The 18,694-nt window shown below is 64.6% G+C and carries 18 protein-coding genes; 12 read left to right on the forward strand and 6 right to left on the reverse strand.

Annotation, left to right across the window (positions count from 1 at the left end):
- The first annotated feature begins 43 nt into the window (after nucleotides 1-43).
- Together carA and BLQ71_RS08490 are read left to right on the forward strand one after the other, a co-directional pair.
- On the forward strand, nucleotides 44-1,195 hold the full coding sequence (gene carA, locus BLQ71_RS08485) for a glutamine-hydrolyzing carbamoyl-phosphate synthase small subunit (protein WP_074621391.1): 1,152 nt from the start codon (nucleotides 44-46) through the stop codon (nucleotides 1,193-1,195).
- Nucleotides 1,196-1,331: 136 nt separating this feature from the next.
- Nucleotides 1,332-3,218 carry a glycosyltransferase gene (locus BLQ71_RS08490; protein ID WP_074621392.1) on the forward strand — a complete coding sequence of 629 codons (1,887 nt, stop codon included), beginning with the start codon at nucleotides 1,332-1,334 and terminating at the stop codon, nucleotides 3,216-3,218.
- An 8-nt stretch (nucleotides 3,219-3,226) separates the two neighbouring features.
- On the opposite strand, the gene BLQ71_RS08495 is transcribed toward BLQ71_RS08490, so the two are convergent.
- Nucleotides 3,227-3,877 carry a GntR family transcriptional regulator gene (locus BLQ71_RS08495; protein WP_043144324.1) on the reverse strand — a complete coding sequence of 217 codons (651 nt, stop codon included), beginning with the start codon at nucleotides 3,875-3,877 and terminating at the stop codon, nucleotides 3,227-3,229.
- A gap of 101 nt (nucleotides 3,878-3,978) precedes the next feature.
- Here BLQ71_RS08495 and BLQ71_RS08500 point away from each other — a divergent pair, with 101 nt between their 5' ends.
- The 3 genes from BLQ71_RS08500 (at nucleotide 3,979) to BLQ71_RS08510 (ending at nucleotide 6,240) form a co-directional block, all read left to right on the forward strand.
- A complete protein-coding gene (locus BLQ71_RS08500) occupies nucleotides 3,979-4,623 on the forward strand; it encodes a pyrimidine 5'-nucleotidase (RefSeq protein WP_074621393.1) in 645 nt (214 codons plus the stop codon).
- Between the two features lie 124 nt (nucleotides 4,624-4,747).
- Nucleotides 4,748-4,954, forward strand: coding sequence for a hypothetical protein (locus BLQ71_RS08505; RefSeq protein ID WP_043144320.1), 207 nt, complete (start codon nucleotides 4,748-4,750; stop codon nucleotides 4,952-4,954).
- A gap of 92 nt (nucleotides 4,955-5,046) precedes the next feature.
- A complete protein-coding gene (locus tag BLQ71_RS08510; RefSeq protein ID WP_074621394.1) occupies nucleotides 5,047-6,240 on the forward strand; it encodes a UbiH/UbiF family hydroxylase in 1,194 nt (397 codons plus the stop codon).
- 153 nt (nucleotides 6,241-6,393) lie between these two features.
- Here BLQ71_RS08510 and BLQ71_RS08515 read toward each other — a convergent pair whose 3' ends face one another.
- The 4 genes from BLQ71_RS08515 to BLQ71_RS08530 all read right to left on the reverse strand — a co-directional run bounded on the left by BLQ71_RS08515 (nucleotide 6,394) and on the right by BLQ71_RS08530 (nucleotide 9,100).
- On the reverse strand, nucleotides 6,394-7,521 hold the full coding sequence (locus tag BLQ71_RS08515; RefSeq protein WP_074621395.1) for an aminotransferase class V-fold PLP-dependent enzyme: 1,128 nt from the start codon (nucleotides 7,519-7,521) through the stop codon (nucleotides 6,394-6,396).
- A 136-nt stretch (nucleotides 7,522-7,657) separates the two neighbouring features.
- Nucleotides 7,658-7,999, reverse strand: a complete 342-nt coding sequence (locus BLQ71_RS08520) for a hypothetical protein (protein ID WP_074621540.1) — start codon at nucleotides 7,997-7,999, stop codon at nucleotides 7,658-7,660.
- A 190-nt stretch (nucleotides 8,000-8,189) separates the two neighbouring features.
- Nucleotides 8,190-8,648 (reverse strand): Lrp/AsnC family transcriptional regulator, encoded by a 459-nt coding sequence (locus BLQ71_RS08525; protein WP_069210183.1) that lies wholly within the window; start codon nucleotides 8,646-8,648, stop codon nucleotides 8,190-8,192.
- Nucleotides 8,645-9,100: an Lrp/AsnC family transcriptional regulator gene (locus BLQ71_RS08530; RefSeq protein WP_043144373.1), complete on the reverse strand. Its 456-nt coding sequence runs from the start codon at nucleotides 9,098-9,100 to the stop codon at nucleotides 8,645-8,647. Before BLQ71_RS08530 ends, BLQ71_RS08525 begins: the two co-directional genes overlap by 4 nt.
- Before the next feature lie 136 nt (nucleotides 9,101-9,236).
- On the opposite strand from BLQ71_RS08530, the gene ilvC reads away from it, so the two are divergent.
- From ilvC to BLQ71_RS08555, 5 genes are all read left to right on the forward strand, one after another.
- On the forward strand, nucleotides 9,237-10,259 hold the full coding sequence (gene ilvC / locus BLQ71_RS08535; protein WP_043144313.1) for a ketol-acid reductoisomerase: 1,023 nt from the start codon (nucleotides 9,237-9,239) through the stop codon (nucleotides 10,257-10,259).
- A 211-nt stretch (nucleotides 10,260-10,470) separates the two neighbouring features.
- The gene (locus BLQ71_RS08540; protein WP_157923307.1) at nucleotides 10,471-12,165 is read left to right on the forward strand and encodes a calcium-binding protein; all 1,695 of its coding nucleotides are present in this window, start codon (nucleotides 10,471-10,473) and stop codon (nucleotides 12,163-12,165) included.
- Nucleotides 12,166-12,274: 109 nt separating this feature from the next.
- Nucleotides 12,275-13,675 carry a calcium-binding protein gene (locus BLQ71_RS08545; protein ID WP_074621397.1) on the forward strand — a complete coding sequence of 467 codons (1,401 nt, stop codon included), beginning with the start codon at nucleotides 12,275-12,277 and terminating at the stop codon, nucleotides 13,673-13,675.
- Nucleotides 13,676-13,808: 133 nt separating this feature from the next.
- On the forward strand, nucleotides 13,809-15,374 hold the full coding sequence (locus tag BLQ71_RS08550) for a calcium-binding protein (RefSeq protein ID WP_074621398.1): 1,566 nt from the start codon (nucleotides 13,809-13,811) through the stop codon (nucleotides 15,372-15,374).
- Nucleotides 15,375-15,722: 348 nt separating this feature from the next.
- Nucleotides 15,723-15,959 (forward strand): hypothetical protein, encoded by a 237-nt coding sequence (locus BLQ71_RS08555; protein ID WP_074621399.1) that lies wholly within the window; start codon nucleotides 15,723-15,725, stop codon nucleotides 15,957-15,959.
- A 7-nt stretch (nucleotides 15,960-15,966) separates the two neighbouring features.
- Here the strand turns inward: BLQ71_RS08555 and BLQ71_RS08560 are convergent, their stop codons facing one another.
- Entirely contained in the window at nucleotides 15,967-16,245 is a 279-nt protein-coding gene (locus BLQ71_RS08560; RefSeq protein ID WP_074621400.1) for a hypothetical protein, read from the reverse strand.
- Nucleotides 16,246-16,260: 15 nt separating this feature from the next.
- Here BLQ71_RS08560 and BLQ71_RS08565 point away from each other — a divergent pair, with 15 nt between their 5' ends.
- Nucleotides 16,261-16,872 (forward strand): calcium-binding protein, encoded by a 612-nt coding sequence (locus tag BLQ71_RS08565; RefSeq protein ID WP_083342197.1) that lies wholly within the window; start codon nucleotides 16,261-16,263, stop codon nucleotides 16,870-16,872.
- Nucleotides 16,873-17,030: 158 nt separating this feature from the next.
- Nucleotides 17,031-18,554, forward strand: coding sequence for a calcium-binding protein (locus tag BLQ71_RS25760; protein WP_157923308.1), 1,524 nt, complete (start codon nucleotides 17,031-17,033; stop codon nucleotides 18,552-18,554).
- Nucleotides 18,555-18,694: the final 140 nt, after the last annotated feature.

Genomic DNA, 18,694 nt, shown 5'->3' on the forward strand with positions numbered 1-18,694 from the left:
GGCCTTAGGTTCCGGCCAATTTGCCGCCACCCGGAGATCTGCCATGCCTGCTGCCCACGCACGCCCGACCGCCTGCCTTGCCCTTGCCGACGGGACGCTTTTCTATGGCACCGGCTTCGGCGCCACCGGCCAGACCACGGCAGAGCTGTGCTTCAACACCGCGATGTCCGGCTACCAGGAGATCATGACCGATCCGTCCTACGCGGGCCAGATCGTCACCTTCACCTTTCCACATATCGGCAACGTCGGCGTGAACCCCGACGATGACGAGACCGGTGACCCGGTGGCGGCGGGCATGGTCGTGAAATGGATGCCGACGCAAAGCTCGAACTGGCGCGCGGCGCAGGAACTGGGCGACTGGCTGGCGGCACGCGGACGCATCGCCATCGGCGGCATCGACACCCGCCGCCTGACCCGCGCCATCCGTCAGCAAGGCGCGCCGCATGTGGCGCTGGCCCACGATCCCGACGGCAACTTCGACACCGAGGCGCTGGTTGCCGCGGCGCGCGGTTTCCCGGGGCTTGAAGGGCTGGACCTGGCGCTGGATGTGACCTGCGCACAAAGCTATCGCTGGGACGAGATGCGTTGGGCCTGGCCCGAAGGCTACCAGCGGCAGGAACAGGCGCGGTACAAGGTCGTCGCCGTGGATTACGGCGCCAAGCGCAATATCCTGCGCTGCCTTGCCTCGGCCGGTTGCGAGGTCACGGTCCTGCCCGCCACCGCCACCTTCGACGACGTCATGGCGCATGAGCCGGACGGCGTTTTCCTGTCGAACGGCCCCGGCGACCCTGCGGCCACCGGCGCCTACGCGGTGCCGATGATCCAGCGGCTGCTGTCCGACACCAAGCTGCCGGTCTTCGGCATCTGCCTCGGGCACCAGATGCTGGCCCTCGCGGTGGGCGCCAAGACGATCAAGATGAACCACGGCCACCACGGCGCGAACCATCCCGTCAAGGACATGGATACGGGCAAGGTCGAGATCACCTCGATGAACCACGGCTTTGCCGTCGACAGCCAGACCTTGCCGCAAGGGGTGCTGGAAACGCATATCTCGCTGTTCGACGGGTCCAACTGTGGCATCCGCTTGGCCGACCGCCCGGTGTTCAGCGTGCAGCATCACCCCGAGGCAAGCCCCGGCCCGCAGGACAGTTTCTACCTGTTCGAGCGCTTCGCCGCCTCGATGGACGCAGCCTGAGCACCGGCTTCTCGGAAAAAAACGCGGTCTGTTAATCGTTTGGCGGCAGTTTGCCGCCAAACTGCCTTGTTTGGTTAAGCATTCGTTTACCAAAGGCGTGTGAAGGTTCCGGTAACCGAGTTTACCGGGACGCGGCATGTCAGAGCACCGCCTGCATCTGGCCGAGGCCAAGCTGGCCCAGGCAAAGGCCCGACGAGGCCAGCCCATCAGCCATATCCTGATGGAGGAGGGTCGCGTCGCACCGACCGAGATGTTGGGCGCGATGGCCGAGGCCAGCCGCATCGGCCAATCGGTGCCCCAAGTCGTCGTGGCAGAGGCCATCGCCTCTCGCGAGGAGGTGCTGGAGGCGCAGGCGCAGCATTTCGGCGCCCTGGTCCTGCGCCGCCGCGACAGCCCGCCCGTCCCCGCCGTCATCGACCGGCTGCCGCCGGAGTTCTGCCTGGAGCACGGGGTCCTGCCCTGGATGCGCGTGGGCGACACTCTGCTGCTGGCCACCTCCCGACCAGATGATTTCCCCGACCTGCTGCCGCTCTTGCCGCCCGACATCGGCCCCGTCGTCATGGCGCTGGCGCTGGAGGCCGACATTCACGCCGAGATCTCGGCCCGGGCCGGCGCCCGGCTGGCAGAGGCTGCCGAGACATGGGTCCCCGACGAGGACAGCTGCCGCGACCTGAACCGGATGACCCCGCGCACGCGGATGCTGGCGATTGGCGCGGGCCTCCTCTGCCTGGTGTTGCTGCTGTTGGCGCCGCGCCTGCTGTTCGGGGCCGCGCTGCTTCTGGCGCTGGGATCCCTGGTGCTGGCGCAACTGATGAAGCTGGCGGCCCTCGCCGCCCTGCCCCGGCGCGCTCCGCCGGTCCATGCCACCCTGCCCGCGGACCCGCCGCTTGTCTCGATCCTGGTGCCGCTCTTTCGCGAAGAGGACATCGCCCAGACGCTGGTCAAACGCCTGTCGCGGCTCTCCTACCCCAAGGCCCTGCTGGATGTCGTTCTGGTGCTGGAGGCCGAGGACCAGCTGACCCGCGAAACCCTGTCCCGCACCCGTCTGCCGCCCTGGATGCGCACGATCACCGTGCCCCCCGGCCGGATCACGACCAAGCCCCGGGCGCTGAACTATGCCTACCGGTTCACCCGCGGGCAGATCGTCGGAATCTACGATGCCGAGGATGCCCCCGCCCCCGACCAGATCACCCGCGTCGCGGGCCATTTTGCCCGCGCCCGGGCCGAGGTCGGCTGCCTGCAGGGCATCCTCGACTACTACAATCCGCGCGCCAACTGGCTGTCGCGCTGTTTCACCATCGAATACGCCAGCTGGTTCCGCATCCTGCTACCCGGCCTGTCCCGTCTGGGCTTTGTCGTGCCACTGGGCGGAACGACGGTGTTCTTTCGCCGCGAGGTTCTGGAAAAGGTCTGCGGCTGGGACGCGCATAACGTGACCGAGGACGCCGACCTTGGCGTGCGCCTTGCGCGGCACGGGTTTCGGACCGAACTGATTTCCAGCGTCACCCGCGAGGAGGCCAACAACCGCTTCTGGCCCTGGATCAAGCAGCGGTCTCGCTGGCTCAAGGGCTACGGGATCACCTGGTGGGTCCATACCCGCAACCCGCGCAGGCTATGGCGCGATCTCGGCCCGAAACGCTTTGTCGGGGTGCAGTTGCTTTTCCTGACGACACTGGTGCAATTCGCGCTTGCGCCGGTTCTGTGGTCCTTCTGGCTGATCCTGATGGGGCTGCCGCACCCGCTGGACCCACACCTCTCGCGCCCCCTGATCCTAGGTCTGACGACGCTTTTTCTCAGCGCCGAGGCGGTGTCGATCTTGATCGGCCTTGCCGCGCTGGCCCGTAGCCCGCACCGCGCGCTCTTTGCCTGGGTGCCGACGCTCTTCGCCTATTTCCCGCTGGGAACACTGGCGATCTACAAGGCGCTTTGGGAAACCCTGCGCAACCCCTTCTACTGGGACAAGACCCAGCATGGCCGCTCGGCCCCGGACCGCCCCGGATCGGACCTGCCGCCCGAGGGCTGAGGCCGAGGTCACACCGTCATGTGCTCGGCGTTGTCCTGTTTCAGGCGAGTGATGAACGCGGTCGAGATATGGTCGCGCAGCGCACGGTAGGCGGCGTCCTCGTCCCGCTTGGAAACCGCATCGACAATGGCCTGGTGTTCGCCCAGCGCGATCTCGCCCCGCCCCTTCGCTGCCAGCGAGGTTGTCGCCATCAGCGCCATCGACCGATAGACAAGGTCCAGTTGCTGCACCAGGTAGCGATTGTGCGAAGCCAGGTGGATCATCCGGTGGAACCGCCGGTTGGCGCGCGCCATCGCCGCCGGGTCGTTCAACAGGGCGCGATCCTCTTCGATCATGTCGCGCAGCACCCGCACCTCTTCCTCGGTGGCGTGCCTTGCCGCCAGCCGCGCGGCCAGCCCCTCCAGCTCGGAGCGTACCGCGTAAAGTTCGGCCATCTGGTTGTGATCCAGCGAGGCCACGATCAGCGACCGCCCGTCGCGCGCCAAGAGCGACTGGGTTTCCAGCCGTTGCAACGCTTCGCGGATCGGCGTGCGCGACACGCCGAAACGCTCTGCCAACTCGCTTTCCACCAGGCGGTCTCCCGGCTTGTAGATACCTGAATCGATGGCTTCGAGTATCATCGTATAGGCATCTTTCTGTGCCGGCTTGACCTCGCTCATAGAACCCTCCCTGCGTCCACCGCGCCACGATAGCGCCAGCAGCATGGCAGGTTCAAGCTGCGCGGATTGCCGCGCGACCGAGCAAAAGGTAGGCATTCGACATGACCAAGAACAGATTTGCCCATGTGCGGGCCTGGGTCTTCGACCTAGACAACACGCTCTACTCTCCTGCCGTGCGCCTTTTCGACCAGATCGAGGCGCGCATGAACAGCTATGTCATGCGCGTGACCGGCGCCGCCCGGGACGAGGCCGCCCAGCTGCGCCGCGACTACTGGGCGCGCTACGGGACCACCCTGGCCGGGCTGATGACCCATCACGAGGTCGACCCCGAAGACTACCTGGTGGACGTACACGACATTTCATTCGACGCGCTGACCCCCGATCCGCACCTTGCCGAGCTGATCGCCACCCTGCCCGGCCGCCGCATCGTCTACACGAACGGCAGCGCCCCCTATGCCGCCCAGGTGCTCAAGGCGCGCGGGCTGGAGGCCGCCTTTGACGCGATCTATGGCGTCGAAGACGCAGGATACACGCCCAAGCCCCGGCCCGAGGCATTCGAGCGCATCTTTGCCCGCGACGGGCTGGACCCGGCAGTAGCGGCGATGTTCGAGGACGATCCGCGCAACCTGGCCGCCCCGCACGCGATGGGCATGCGTACGGTTCACGTCGCGCCCGAGGCGGCCCCGGCGGACCACATCCACCACCACACAGACGACCTTGTGGCGTTCCTGCGCGGGTTGAAATAGCGCGCCGCCAAGGCGGGCGGAGAATTGATCCACAAAAGCTTCATGTGGCATGCGACATTAAGCACCTGTTCGGCGGGCACCGAAGTGTTATCTCCACCATCAGAACAGATCAGGAGATGCGAATATGTCGAGTGCCGAAACCGCCGCCGCCCAGGACATGCCCCGCAAGGCGATCTCGCCCGAACAGGTGGCCTACCTGATCGCCGCCTTGCTGGTGGGCGCCGGCGCCGCGATGACCGCGCTTTTCGGCCTTCCCGGGCTTGCGATGACGGCCCTGGCCCTCGTTCCGGTGGTCTACGTCGTGCTGATCCTCATCTCCGTCGGCAAGTAACCCCGCGACCGCAAACCGCGCCCCGCGCGACACCGATCCCGATACACATTCCCCCGCACCCGCCCTAGGGTCCCGGCAAAGGAGTCGTGAAGATGGATTACGATATCGTCATTTCGGGCGGCGGCATCGCGGGTCTGACCGCGGCTGCGGGCTTTGCCTCGGCCGGGTTCTCGACGCTCTGCGTCGACCCCACCCCGCCGGTGACAGAGCGCGAGGCCGACGGTGCGGACCTGCGCACCACGGCCTTCCTGCAACCGGCCCAGGCCTTTCTCGACGAAATCGGCCTCTGGTCCCGGCTGGCGGATCACGCCATGCCGTTGCAGGTCATGCGGATCGTCGATGCGGGCGGCCCGGTGGCCGAGCCGCGCGTGACCCGCGATTTCGACGCCGCCGACCTTTCGGACCGCCCCTTTGGCTGGAACCTGCCCAACTGGCTGCTGCGGCGGGAAATGGCGGCCCGCCTGGGCGAGCTGGCCAATGTCGATTTCCGACCCGGCACCGGCACGACCGCGCTCTTCACCCGCGAGGGCGAGGCCCGCGTGACGCTTTCGGACGGCAGCAAGGTGCGCTGCCGGATGGTGGTGGCGGCGGACGGACGCGCATCGCCCATGCGCCAGGCGGCGGGCATCGGCGTCAAGACAACGCGGTTCGGGCAAAAGGCGCTGGCCTTCGCGGTCACGCATCCGATCCCGCATTGCAACGTCTCGACGGAAATCCACCGCACCGGCGGCCCCTTCACCCTGGTTCCCCTGCCTGACCTCGATGGCCGCCCCTGTTCCGCCGTGGTCTGGATGGAGGACGGCCCAAAGGCACAACGCCTCTTCGATCTGGACCCCGCGACTTTCCAGGCGGAAATGTCGGAACGGTCGTGCTTTCTCTTCGGTCCGCTGGAACTGGCCTCGCGTCGCACGATCTGGCCGATCATCGCGAAAGAGGCGGAACGCCTGTCGTCCCAACGCCTCGCACTGGTGGCCGAGGCGGCGCATGTGGTGCCCCCCATCGGCGCACAGGGCCTGAACATGAGCCTCAAGGATCTCGCCGCCCTGCGCGACCTGGCACTGGCCCGCCCCGAGGGTCTGGGCGATGCGCAGATGCTGTCCGCCTACCACCGCTCTCGCATCACGGATATCCGCGCCCGCGTTGCCGGGATCACCGCGCTGAACCGCATTTCTCAGCTCTCGGCGCAGCCGCTGCGCGACATCCGCGCCAAGGGGCTGGACGCGCTCTATGGCCTCAAGCCGGTGCGGACCTCGCTCATGCAGATGGGACTGGGCGCGCGCGGATAGGGGGACAGGGGGCGCTGCCCCCTCTGGGCCCAAGGCCCATTCACCCCCGAGGGTATTTCGAAAACCAAAGAAGACTGGCGCGCGGCCCTTGTTTCTTTGGGCCCAAAATACCTCCGGGGGAGTCGCCAGGGGCGACGGGGGCAGAGCCCCCTCCTACAGAACCTCGTCCACCACCTTGCGCAACCGCGCCACCGTGGCCTCGACATCGTACAGCTTGTCCAGCCCGAACAGACCGATGCGGAAGGTGGAGAACTCCGGCGGCTCGTCGCATTGCAACGGCACACCCGCCGCGATCTGCATGCCGTGGGCCGCAAAAGCCTTGCCCGTCTTGATATCCGGATCGGCGGTATAGCAGACCACCACGCCCGGTGCGCCGTAGCCATCTGCAGCGACGGATGTCACGCCCTTTTCGGCGAACATCGCCCGTACCGCGTCCCCAAGCGCCCATTGTGCCGCCTTCAGCTTGTCGAACCCATAGGTGCGGGTTTCGGCCATCGTGTCGCGGAAGGACCGCAACCCGTCTGTCGGCATGGTGGCGTGGTAGGCATGGCCGCCGTTCTCGTAGGCCTGCATGATCTGGTACCATTTCTTCAGGTCGACGGCGAAACTGTCCGAGGTGGTTTCCTCCAGCCGCGCAAGCGCGCGGTCCGACATCATCACCAACCCCGCGCAGGGGGTCGAGGACCAGCCCTTTTGCGGCGCAGAGATCAGCACGTCGACCCCGGTGGTGCGCATGTCGACCCAGGCGCAGCCCGAGGCGATGCAGTCGAGCACCATCAGCGCCCCCACATCATGCGCGGCCTTGGCCAGCCGGGTGACATAGTCATCCGGCAGGATCACCCCGGCCGAGGTTTCGACATGCGGAGCAAAGACGACATCGGGGCGCGTCTCGGCGATCTTGGCCTCGACCTCTTCGATCGGCGCGGGGGCAAAGGGCGCATCCGGCGCGTTGCCGGTGCGGCGTGCCTTCATCACCGTGGTCTCGCCTGCGAAAGCACCGGCCTCGAAAATCTGCGACCAGCGGTAGGAGAACCAGCCGTTGCGCACCACCAGCACGTCAGCACCGCGCCCGAACTGGCGGGCCACCGCCTCCATCCCGTAGGTGCCGCCACCGGGCACCACGGCCACGCCATCGGCGGCATAGACTTCTTTCAGCATGGCCGAGATGTCGCGCATCACCTCCTGGAAAGCGGCGGACATGTGGTTGAGCGAGCGGTCGGTGAAGACGACCGAGAATTCTTCCATCCCGTCGGGATCGACTGTGTCTAGCAAGGCAGCCATAGGGTCCTCCATGTTTGCCCAAAGCTCTATCCCGCCCGGCGCGCGGCGAAAAGACCAACCAATGGGGCAGATACGAAAAACGGCGGCGCAAGGCATGCGCCGCCGTTCCCAAAGTCTCGGGCCGTGACCCGCAGGATCAGTTGCTGACCAGCTCCGTGCGAGGCGTATGGCCGGCCACCACCACGACATCGCCGGTGCGGATGAACTTGAAGGTCGCGTCCGGCGCGTCCGGCAGGCCGAAGGTGACGTTGTCACCGTCTTGCAGCAGCATGACCAGGCGGGCGGGCTCTGCGGCTTCATCGGTGACATAGGTCGCGACCAGCTCAAACCCGCCCTCTGCCTCGGTCCAGTAGAGGCTCATATCGATACCGGCCTCGTGCAGGGTGGCGCCCTCGGCGGCCTTGTCCAGGGCAACGGTGCCCGCCAGGGCGGCGGAAGAGGTCAAGGCGATGGCGGCGGCGGTCAGGATGGTTTTCATGATGGTCCCCAAGATATCTGCGGTTGCGCGGCGGGTCCGCCGATTGCAGGCCCGTTCAATTCTGCACCGCAGCATAAAAGACGACATCCGGAAAAAACCACGCACAATATCGCATAGCCGTCATGAGAAATCCGGCCAAGTATCTGCATACAAAGGAATACTACGCAAACATTGGCAAGACAAGACCTGTTTAGCCCAGCGGCCCGGGCCGCCGCTCCTCGCTCAGGAGCACGTTGGCGTCGAGGTTTCCCACCCCGGGCAGCGTCATGATGCGGCGGCGCAGCACGCGCTCGAAATCCGACAGGTCGCGCGCCACCACCCGCAGGCGGTAGTCATAAGCGCCCAGGACATGTTCCACCGTCTGCACCTCGGGGATGGCGCTGACCGCCCGTTCGAAATCCTCGAGGCTGACCCGCCCCTTGGTCGCCAGCTTGACCCCAAGGAAAACCGTCACGCCAAAGCCCAGCGCCGCCGTGTCCACATCCAGCCGGGTGGCACGGAACACGCCCGCCTCGCGCAGGCGCTTGATGCGGCGCCAGCAGGCGGGCTGCGACAGGCCCAGATCGCGCCCCAGTGCCCCGGCCGAGGCAGTGGCATCCTGCGCCAGCGCGCGGATCAGCGCCCGGTCGGTGTCGTCCAGGGCGATCACAGCGGCAGCGCCTCGCGGTCCTTGACGCGCGCGACATGCATCAGCGCCTCGATGTCGGCGATATGCGGCAGGGTCAGCAGGCGCTCCCGATACAGTTGCTGGTAATGCGCCATGTCCCGCGCGATCACCGACAGGCGCACGTCCACCTGCCCCAGGAATGTCTGGATCTCCAGCACCTCGGGCACCTCGCGCGCGGCCGCGATGAACTCGTCGAAGGCGCGCGGTTGCGTCTTGTCCAGCGTCACCCGAAGGCTGACCTCCACCTCGTAGCCCAGCGCCCGCCAGTCGATCACCCCGCGCAGCCCGTGCAACACGCCGCGCGCGCGCAGCCGCTCCAGCCGCCGCGCCAGGGTCGAGGCCGTGACCCCTGCCCGTTCGGCCAGAGCCCCACCGGCCATGTCCGGCTCTGCCATCATGTGGCGCAGAATGCGCCTGTCCGTATCATCAAGCATGATTTTCGCAACATCTCCCAACTATGCGAATGCTAATGCTTCTTCTTGGCGAAAATACCCGAAAAACGCAAACACTCTCGCGCCGCCGGGCGTAGAGTGCGCGTCAGAACAACAAGACCAAGGAAGGAGCGCCGACATGCGCGTTTACTATGATCGCGATTGCGATGTGAACCTGATCAAGGACAAGAAAGTCGCCATCCTGGGCTACGGCTCCCAGGGCCACGCCCACGCGCTGAACCTGCGCGACTCCGGCGCCAAGAATGTCTGCGTGGCGCTGCGCGAAGGCTCGCCCTCGCGCGCCAAGGCCGAAGGCGAAGGCCTGCAGGTCATGGGCATCTCCGAGGCGGCCGCCTGGTGTGACGTGATCATGTTCACCATGCCCGACGAACTTCAGGCAGAGACCTACAAGAAATACGTCCACGACCACCTGAAGGAAGGCTCCGCCATCGCCTTTGCCCACGGTCTGAACGTGCACTTCGGCCTGATCGAGCCCAAGCCCGGCGTCGACGTCATCATGATGGCGCCCAAGGGCCCCGGCCACACCGTGCGCGGCGAATACACCAAAGGCGGCGGCGTGCCCTGCCTTGTGGCGGTTCACAACGACGCCTCGGGCAAGGCGCTGGAAATCGGCCTGTCCTATTGCTCTGCCATCGGCGGCGGCCGGTCGGGCATCATCGAAACCAACTTCCGCGAAGAGTGCGAAACCGACCTCTTCGGTGAGCAGGCGGTTCTCTGCGGTGGCTTGGTCGAGCTGATCCGCATGGGCTTCGAAACCCTGGTCGAAGCCGGCTACGAGCCGGAAATGGCCTATTTCGAGTGCCTGCACGAGGTGAAGCTGATCGTGGACCTGATCTACGAAGGCGGCATCGCCAACATGAACTACTCGATCTCGAACACCGCCGAATACGGTGAATACGTCTCCGGCCCGCGCATCCTGCCCTACGATGAGACAAAGGCACGGATGAAGGCGGTCCTGACCGACATCCAGACCGGCAAGTTCGTGCGTGATTTCATGCTGGAAAACGCCGTCGGCCAGCCGTCGTTCAAGGCGACCCGCCGCATCAATGACGAACACCAGATCGAAGAAACGGGCGAAAAGCTGCGCGCCATGATGCCCTGGATCTCGGCCGGCAAGATGGTCGACAAGTCCAAGAACTAAGGCCCTCGCCGGACTCTTCCGGTTATGGAACATCGCTGGAACGCCCCCATCGCGGGGCGTTCCTTTTCGTTTGAACAACCGAAAAAGATCGCCCCCAGGCAACGCACACCGATGACGCACATCATTTCTTGATCCTGAACGCCCAATCATGAAGGTTAATCAAATGTAAATTTTACGCCGACGGCAAATGTCGGCCAATATTGGAGCGACCATGTCCGTCAACATCATTGCCAGCAGCACGTCCACAGTGACCCTTTCCGGGTCTGCCCTCAGCCTCCTTCCCGAAGGCAACACCGTCTTCCCCAGTTCCGGCAATGGCGTCGTTTTAACCAACACCACTTTTGCGGATGTGGTCATCCGGGGCGCCGTGACAGGCGCGACCGGGATCTCTGCCCCCGACGTCATCAGCGGGCGCGTGACCATTGTCGTCGGTGAAACCGGCACCGTCGACGCCGACAATGGCATCGTCAGCGCCCGGTTCGCCACGGTCATCGACATCCAGGGGGCGGTGACAGGAGTCTTCTCGAACGGTGTGGTGATCGACACCCCCGCAACAGGGTCGTCCATATTCCCCTCCGTGATCTCGGTCTCGGGGTCTGTCTTTGGCAACAACAACGGACTCCAAATCGATCAGGCCCGAACTGTGGTCCACAATTCGGGGCGCATCGTGGGAAGCACGGGCATCCAGATCAACGAGCCGGACACCCACATCACCAACAGCGGCGAAATCATCGGAAACAGCCGCTTCTCCGGCCCGGGTGACTTTGGGCGGGCGATCGAAGGCAGCGCCGCGCTCGACATCAGAAACTCCGGTCTTCTCAGCGGCACCGCCGTGGACGTCGTCCTGTCGACCTCGTCCACGGCCACCGACCGCTTGCTGAACACGGGTCTTGTCGATGGCAGCGTGAACATGGCGGGCGGCAGCGACGTGGTCATCAACACCGGTCAGATCCTTGGCAACGTTACGCTCGGCGATGGAAGCGACGGCTATCACGGGTTCGGTTCCGGGATAACCACGGCTCTTGTCGCGGGTGGAAATGGCAACGACACGCTGGCCGGCGGCGACCTGGCCGACGACCTCGATGGCGGCCCCGACGACGACAAGCTGGTGGGCCGGGGCGGCGACGACACCTTGACCGGCGGCGGCGGCGCGGACCTGATTTTTGGCGGGGCGGGCAGCGACAGCGTGAATGCCGGCACCGAGAACGACACCGTGCGCGGCGGCGACGGTGACGACACGGTCTTTGGCGGCTCGGGCGATGACGACATCTTTGCCAACGCGGGTGACGACGACCTGATCGGCGAGGCTGGCAACGATTTCATCCAGGGCGGCGCGGGCAACGACTATATCGAAGGCGGCGCCGACAACGATACGCTGAACGGCAACGCGGACGGTGACAGCATCTATGGCGATGGCGGCAACGATGTGCTGATCGGCCAGGATGGCAGCGACGAACTTTACGGCGGCGACGACAACGACACGATGGACGGCGGCGCGGGCGACGACATCCTGGAAGGCGAAAACGGCGATGACATCCTGCGTGGCCGGGCCGGCGAGGACGAGCTTGCGGGTGGGCTGGGCCGGGACTTCCTGTCCGGCGGTCAGGACGCGGACCAGTTCGTGTTCCGCGCGCTTGCGGAAACCGCCGTGGGTGCCAATCGCGACCAGATCCTCGACTTCGAACAGGGCCTGGACAGCATCGTGGTCGCAGGCCTTTCGCCGGGTGTCTTCGAGTTTCGCGGCACGACCGCTTTTGCGCCCTCCGGAAACCCGGAACTGCGGCTGGTCGAAACGGCGACCGGCTCGACCATCGTGCAGATCGACGCGAACGGCGACGGCACGGCGGACGCGGAAATTCGCGTTGCCAATGTCACCGGGCTGACAGCGGATGATTTCGTGCTCTGACAACCAAGTCGAACCGGAGCCGCGCGCGCCCGCAAGCTTGTCTCGGCTCCCACCGCTCTCTGAAACGTAATTTTGCGCCCAATGGCGCTTTGGACAAAGGGATAGACCAATGGCAGATTTTGTTATCACCAGCTACAACACGACCGCGCGCAGCATTATTGGCGGCGAAGACGGCTATATCACCAAGGATGGCGAGCTGGTGGTCAGCGGCAGCGATGTCATCACCGGTTCGGGCTCAGGCACAAGCTACATGGGCGTCAACGGCAGTGTCGTGGCAAGGGGCGGCGGTGGCTTTGAGGCAATCCAGGTTACGACGGAGGCATTCGTCATTCAGGTCGGGCCTAACGGTTATATTGCCACGTCGTCGGGCGAAACCATCGACTATCGTGGCACATTCGGATTTTGGCTGATCAATCACGGTACGATCGAATCTTACGGCAATGGCGTGATCGGCTTCGCAACCGATCCAGCCATCATAATAGAAATCGTGAACCACGGCACCATTGCGGCGCGGCTGGACGGCCTGGATCTGGTGAGCGGCACGTTACAAACCAAGGTCTTCAACACCGGCTTGATCGCCAGTGCGACCGACACAGGCATCAGAAGCAACGTTGCGGAAACCGGTGGCACTTTGTTGCAGAACTCGGGCACGATCACCGGCGAGGCGGGATCCTACAGGGGCGGCGATGGAGCAGATATCATTTTCAACTCGGGGCTGATGGACGGTGACATCGACCTCGACGACGGCAACGACCAATACGATGGATCCCTGGGCAGGGTGCGGGGCACAGTCGATGCGGGCACCGGCAATGACACGGTGAAGGGCGGCGAAGCTGTCGATCACCTGCAAGGCGGAAGCGACGACGATACGGTGCTGGGCCGCGGCGGCGACGACCTGCTCGAAGGCGGGTTCGGCAATGATTTCATCCTCGGTGGCGCGGGAAACGACGAGATCTCGGGCGGTCAGGACAATGACACGCTGAACGGCAACAGCGGCGACGACACGATGCTGGGCAATGACGGCAACGATATCCTGGTCGGACAGGACGGGTCCGACAATCTCGATGGCGGTGACGGCCTGGACACGATCGACGGCGGCAATGGCGACGACGTGCTGGAGGGCGGCGACGGCAACGACATCCTGCGCGGCCGCGCCGGAGAGGACGAACTCGCGGGCGGTCTTGGCCGCGACTTTCTCACCGGCGGACAGGATGCTGACCAGTTCGTGTTCCGTGCCCTTGCCGAAACCGTCGTCGGCGCCAACCGCGACCAGATCCTGGATTTCGAACAAGGGGTGGACAGCATCGTGGTGGCCGGCCTGTCGCCGGGCGTCTTCGAGTTCCGCGGCACAGGCGCCTTTGCCCCCTCCGGCAACCCCGAACTGCGCCTTGTCGAGACCGCCACGGGGTCGACCATCGTCCAGTTCGATGCGAACGGCGACGGAGCCGCGGATGCGGAAATCCGGGTGGCGGGCGTCACCGGGCTGACGGCGGATGATTTCGTGCTCTAGGCTAGAACCGGCCCTTGCGGCACAAAAACATTGACGGATGATTAATCCGCGGCGAGACTCCGCGCCGGAGCAACATTTGTGTTCCGGAGATTTTTTCGATCCCTTTCGACCTTTTTTTCAGGAGACTTCAAACATGGCAGATTTCGGACTTGGCGCGTTTTCGACTACAGCGCGCACCCTCGACGGCAGCCAATCCGGCTTTCTCGACCGCGACGGAACTCTCTACGTTGACGGCGACGCCGCCGTCACCGCCACAACCGGCACAAACTGGCTGAGCAACCACGGCTTTATCTATGCCTGGGGGGCCGGGCATCAGGCGGTCGATGCCAATGGCGGCGTGTTTGAAATGCTCAACGGGGTCGACGGGGTCATCGACGCCGAGAACCCGACCAGCGGCACCGTGGACATCGACGTCACGACCTTGGCGAATGTGGTCAACCACGGCACCATCCATTCCACCAACAGCGATGCGATCAACTTTCAGGACAGCGATGGCGCTGCCCGGTTCGACCTGGTCAATACCGGCAGGATCACCAGCAACGATGGCACCGCCGTGAATGCCGATGTCGGCGACTCTTACATGTACCTCGGCAATTCCGGCTTCATCTCGGGCGAAAACACTGGCTTGTCCCTCTCCTCGGACTCCACGACTACATTCACCCATATTCTCAACAACTCAGGCGTGATCGAGGGGCTGGCAAGCATCGCCCTCAATTTCGCCTTCGGCAACACTGGTGATTTCCTGATCACCAACTCAGGCACGATCAGTGGCTGGTCCCACGGGCTTAGCACGTTCCGGGATACCAATGTCCAGATCCTGAACTCCGGCCTGATCGAAGCGCGCGCCTTCGGCGGCGATGCCATCGCCCTGAACGGAGGCGACGACGTGGTGCGCAACACCGGCACGATCTTTGGCAACGTGACCCTGCAAGACGGCACCGACCACCTCGACAACAACGGCGGCGTGATCAACGGCGCCGTTGATGCCGGCGCCGGCAACGACACGCTGGCCGGCAGCGACAACTCGGATGATTTCTCCGGCGGCACCGATGACGACACCATCGTCGGCCGTGGCGGCGACGATCTGCTGAAAGGGGACGACGGGAACGACTTCATCCTCGGCGGTGCCGGCAACGACGACATCGAGGGCGGCATCGACAATGATACCGTCAACGGCAACGCAGGCGACGACACCATCCTGGGCGATGACGGCAACGACCTGCTGGTCGGCCAGGACGGCAGCGATTTCCTCGACGGCGGTGCCGGGCTCGACACGATGGACGGCGGCAACGGCGACGACGTGCTGGAAGGCGGCGCCGACAACGACATCCTGCGCGGGCGCGCGGGCGAGGATGAACTGGCGGGCGGCCTGGGTCGGGACTTTCTGACCGGGGGCCAGGATGCAGATGTCTTTGTCTTCCGCAGCGCGGCAGAGACGGTCGTGGGCGCCAACCGCGACCAGATCCTCGACTTTGAACAGGGCGTGGACCTGATCACCGTCGCGGGCCTGTCGCCGGGTGTGTTCGAGTTCGTGGGCACCAATGCCTTTGCCCCCTCCGGCAACCCAGAACTGCGCCTGTTCGAGACGGCCACCGGGTCGACCATCGTGCAGCTGGATGCCAATGGCGACGGCACCCCGGACGCCGAGATCCGCGTGGCCAATGTCACCGGCCTGACGGCGGACGACTTCGTGCTCTGACGCTTGCCGCAGCAGAGGGATAGCCCCCTGCCCACAGGAACCCAAAGGCCCGGAGGCACACTCCGGGCCTTTGTCATGTTACCAGAAATTCACCCTGCCCACCCGAGGCGCATGACCCGCGCGGACGCCCGCCCATCGTGCAATCCGGTGACATGTCCGCCCGGCCTGCCCGACATATCGCAGGGAAGGAGGGCGCGGCCGTAAAAGGTGAAATGGTTAACAACGGGCCTGAACCCCGGAGTTCATATTACCCAAATGGAAAACTGAAAGGCACTTATCTTCCGAACGAGCTCGCAAGCGACTGGCGATACGATCAGCAATGGCGACGATTACATCCTGGCCGAGGGCGTGATCGTCTCCGACCAGACCACCGACGCGCTCCGGATCGACACGACCGGCAGCAACGCCGTTCAGATTGTCGGAAGCCTCTTCCCCGCGGTTTTCGCCGAAGGACTCAAGATCGACGCCAATGCGGTCACCGTCAACATCCTGACCGCGGGAACGGTTGCCGGGGGGGCTACGGCAACGAAATCATCGGAGCGGAAACAGCTGTCGACAGCGTCGTTACGAACGCCGGGTCGGTGACCGGGGACTACGGGTTCATCGTCTTCGCCGATGGAACCGGCGTGTCCAACAGCGGCACCACACCGGGCTGATCGACAGCAGCCTCGCGCTGAATGCCGGCAACGACGTCGTGGTCAACGGCGGCGCCATTGTCGGTGATGTCGATCTTGGTAGCGAGAACGACTTTTTCCGCGCCACTGGAGACGGCGTCGTCACTGGCCGGGTCATCGGCGAGACTGGCGACGACACGCTGCTCGGCGCCAATGGCGACGACGGTTTCGCGGGCTTCGACCTGCTGGCGGGCCACTGAGGGGACGACACGCTGTTCGGAGGCGTCAATGACGACACGATCTTTGGCGGTTCGGGCGACGACAGCATCGACGGCGGGACCCAGAATGACACGGTCAACGGAGGCTCGGGCAATGACACGATCCTGGGCGGCACCGGAGACGACCTGTTGGTCGGCCAGGACGGCGCAGACCGGCTGGAAGGCGGCGACAACGACGACACGATGGACGGTGGCAACGGCGACGACGTGCTCGAAGGCGGCGACGGCAACGACATCCTGCGCGGCCGCGCCGGGGAGGATGAGCTGGCCGGCGGGCTGGGCCGGGATTACCTGACCGGGGGACAGGGGGCGGATTTCTTTGTCTTCCGGGCGCTGGCGGAAACCGTCGTGGGCGCCAACCGCGACCAGATCCTCGATTTCGAACAGGGCGTCGATTTGATCTCCGTCGCCGGCCTCAGCCCCGGTGTCTTCGAGTTCCGCGGCACGGCAGCTTTCGCGCCGTCCGGCAACCCGGAACTGCGGCTTCTCGAGACCGCCACCGGCTCGACCATCGTTCAGCTGGACAACAACGGGGACGGCACGCCCGATGCCGAGATCCGGGTGGCCAACGTGACCGGCCTGACGGCGGACGACTTCGTGCTTTGAACCTGATCCTTGTCGGGAAAGGCAGTTCAAGCGATCCTTGCAAGCACTTGCCGCCTTTGACAGCGGCGCATCTCAATACTGGCTAGGCCGACGGGCGCCTCCGTGTAGAGAGCCCGCGGCCGCATTTAGGGAGCACACCTCTTATGGCGACCAATTACGTGATATTTTCTACTGATACCGTGCAATCCTCGGCGTTTCGCACATCCCTGGCGACCGATCAGGACCACATCCTTGTGCGCGAGGGCGTCGAGTTGATCGTCGACACCTTGGTGTCCGCGTTTAGCACCAGCGGCTCTTCGACCGCCGCCACCGAGCTGACTTTCAGCAACCACGGCACGATTTTGTCCGGCGCCACTGGGGTGAACAGCTTTTTCGGCCAGGGTACCTTCAGCGTCTACAACGGCGCGACAGGCGTCATTGGCAGCTACCTGAACCACGGCGATGGCATCTCCACGCGGACAGATTTTAGCCTGATCCGGAACCAGGGCGAAATCTATGGTCGGCGCGGGATTACCCTGTCCTATTCCGAAGGCTCAACCGTCGAAAACTCTGGAACGATCACCGGCTCGGGCACCGGGGAAAATGACGCCGCAATCTCGCATTATTCGGCAAACGGCATTTCGACCGATCCAGCACACCGCATCAACAACTCGGGCACGCTCTTTGGGGCCACGCGCTCCGAGGCGAACGGGGGCGGGCAATGGGCGATCGATTTCTATTCCTATGGATCCTTCGACTCCTTTGCCCGCGCGCATGTGGTCAATACCGGCGCCATCTTCGGCAACATTTCCCTTGGGCAATATGATGACACCATCGGCAATGGCGGCGATATCATTGGCGACGTGGTACTGGGCGATGGGAATGACAGGATCGCCAACAGCGGATTGATCGGCGGCGAGATCACGCTGGGCGATGGCGCGGATGTCTACTTCGGGATCGGCACCGGCGTCACCTCCGGCCTTGTTCTGGGCGGCGTCGGCAACGACACGATTGTCGGTGGCGACAATGCCGATCTCTTTCGGGGCGGCGATGACGCCGATCTTCTGGTGGGTCGCGCCGGCAATGACACGATGTACGGAGAGGCGGGCAACGATACGTTGATCGCCGGAGATGGCGACGATAATCTCGAAGGCGGTACCGGCGATGACGTCGTCAACGGCAATGCGGGCTCGGACCACATCTATGGCAATGACGGCAACGACGCGCTCGTCGGTCAGGATGGCAGCGACTTCCTCGATGGCGGCGACGACAACGACACGATGGATGGCGGCAACGGGGACGACACGCTTGAAGGCGGTGACGGCAACGACATCCTGCGCGGTCGCGCCGGAGAGGATGAGCTGGCCGGCGGCCTTGGCCGGGACTTTCTCACCGGGGGTCAGGGCGCGGATTTCTTTGTCTTCCGGTCGCTGGCGGAAACGGTCGTGGGGGCCAACCGCGACCAGATCCTGGATTTCGAACAGGGCGTGGACCTGATCTCTGTCGCGGGCCTCAGCCCCGGTGTCTTCGAATTCCGCGGCACGGCGGCCTTTGCCCCCTCGGGCAACCCGGAACTGCGGCTGCTGGAAACGGCCACGGGGTCGACGATCGTGCAGCTGGACAATGACGGCGACGGACTCGCGGATGCCGAGATCCGCGTGGCCAACGTGACCGGCCTGACGGCGGACGACTTCGTATTGTGACCTTGCACAGGCCGTGAAACCGCCTTCCGGTTCAACGAACTTGTCAGATTTGACTCCGTGCCGGTCAATAACGGGCTTGGCCAACCGAGGGTTGCTTTCGGTGTCTGTCACAAAAAATCTGCCAGCCAAAGACCCCGATA

The organism is Antarctobacter albus, from assembly GCF_900101505.1.
GTDB classification, from domain to species: domain Bacteria; phylum Pseudomonadota; class Alphaproteobacteria; order Rhodobacterales; family Rhodobacteraceae; genus Antarctobacter; species Antarctobacter albus.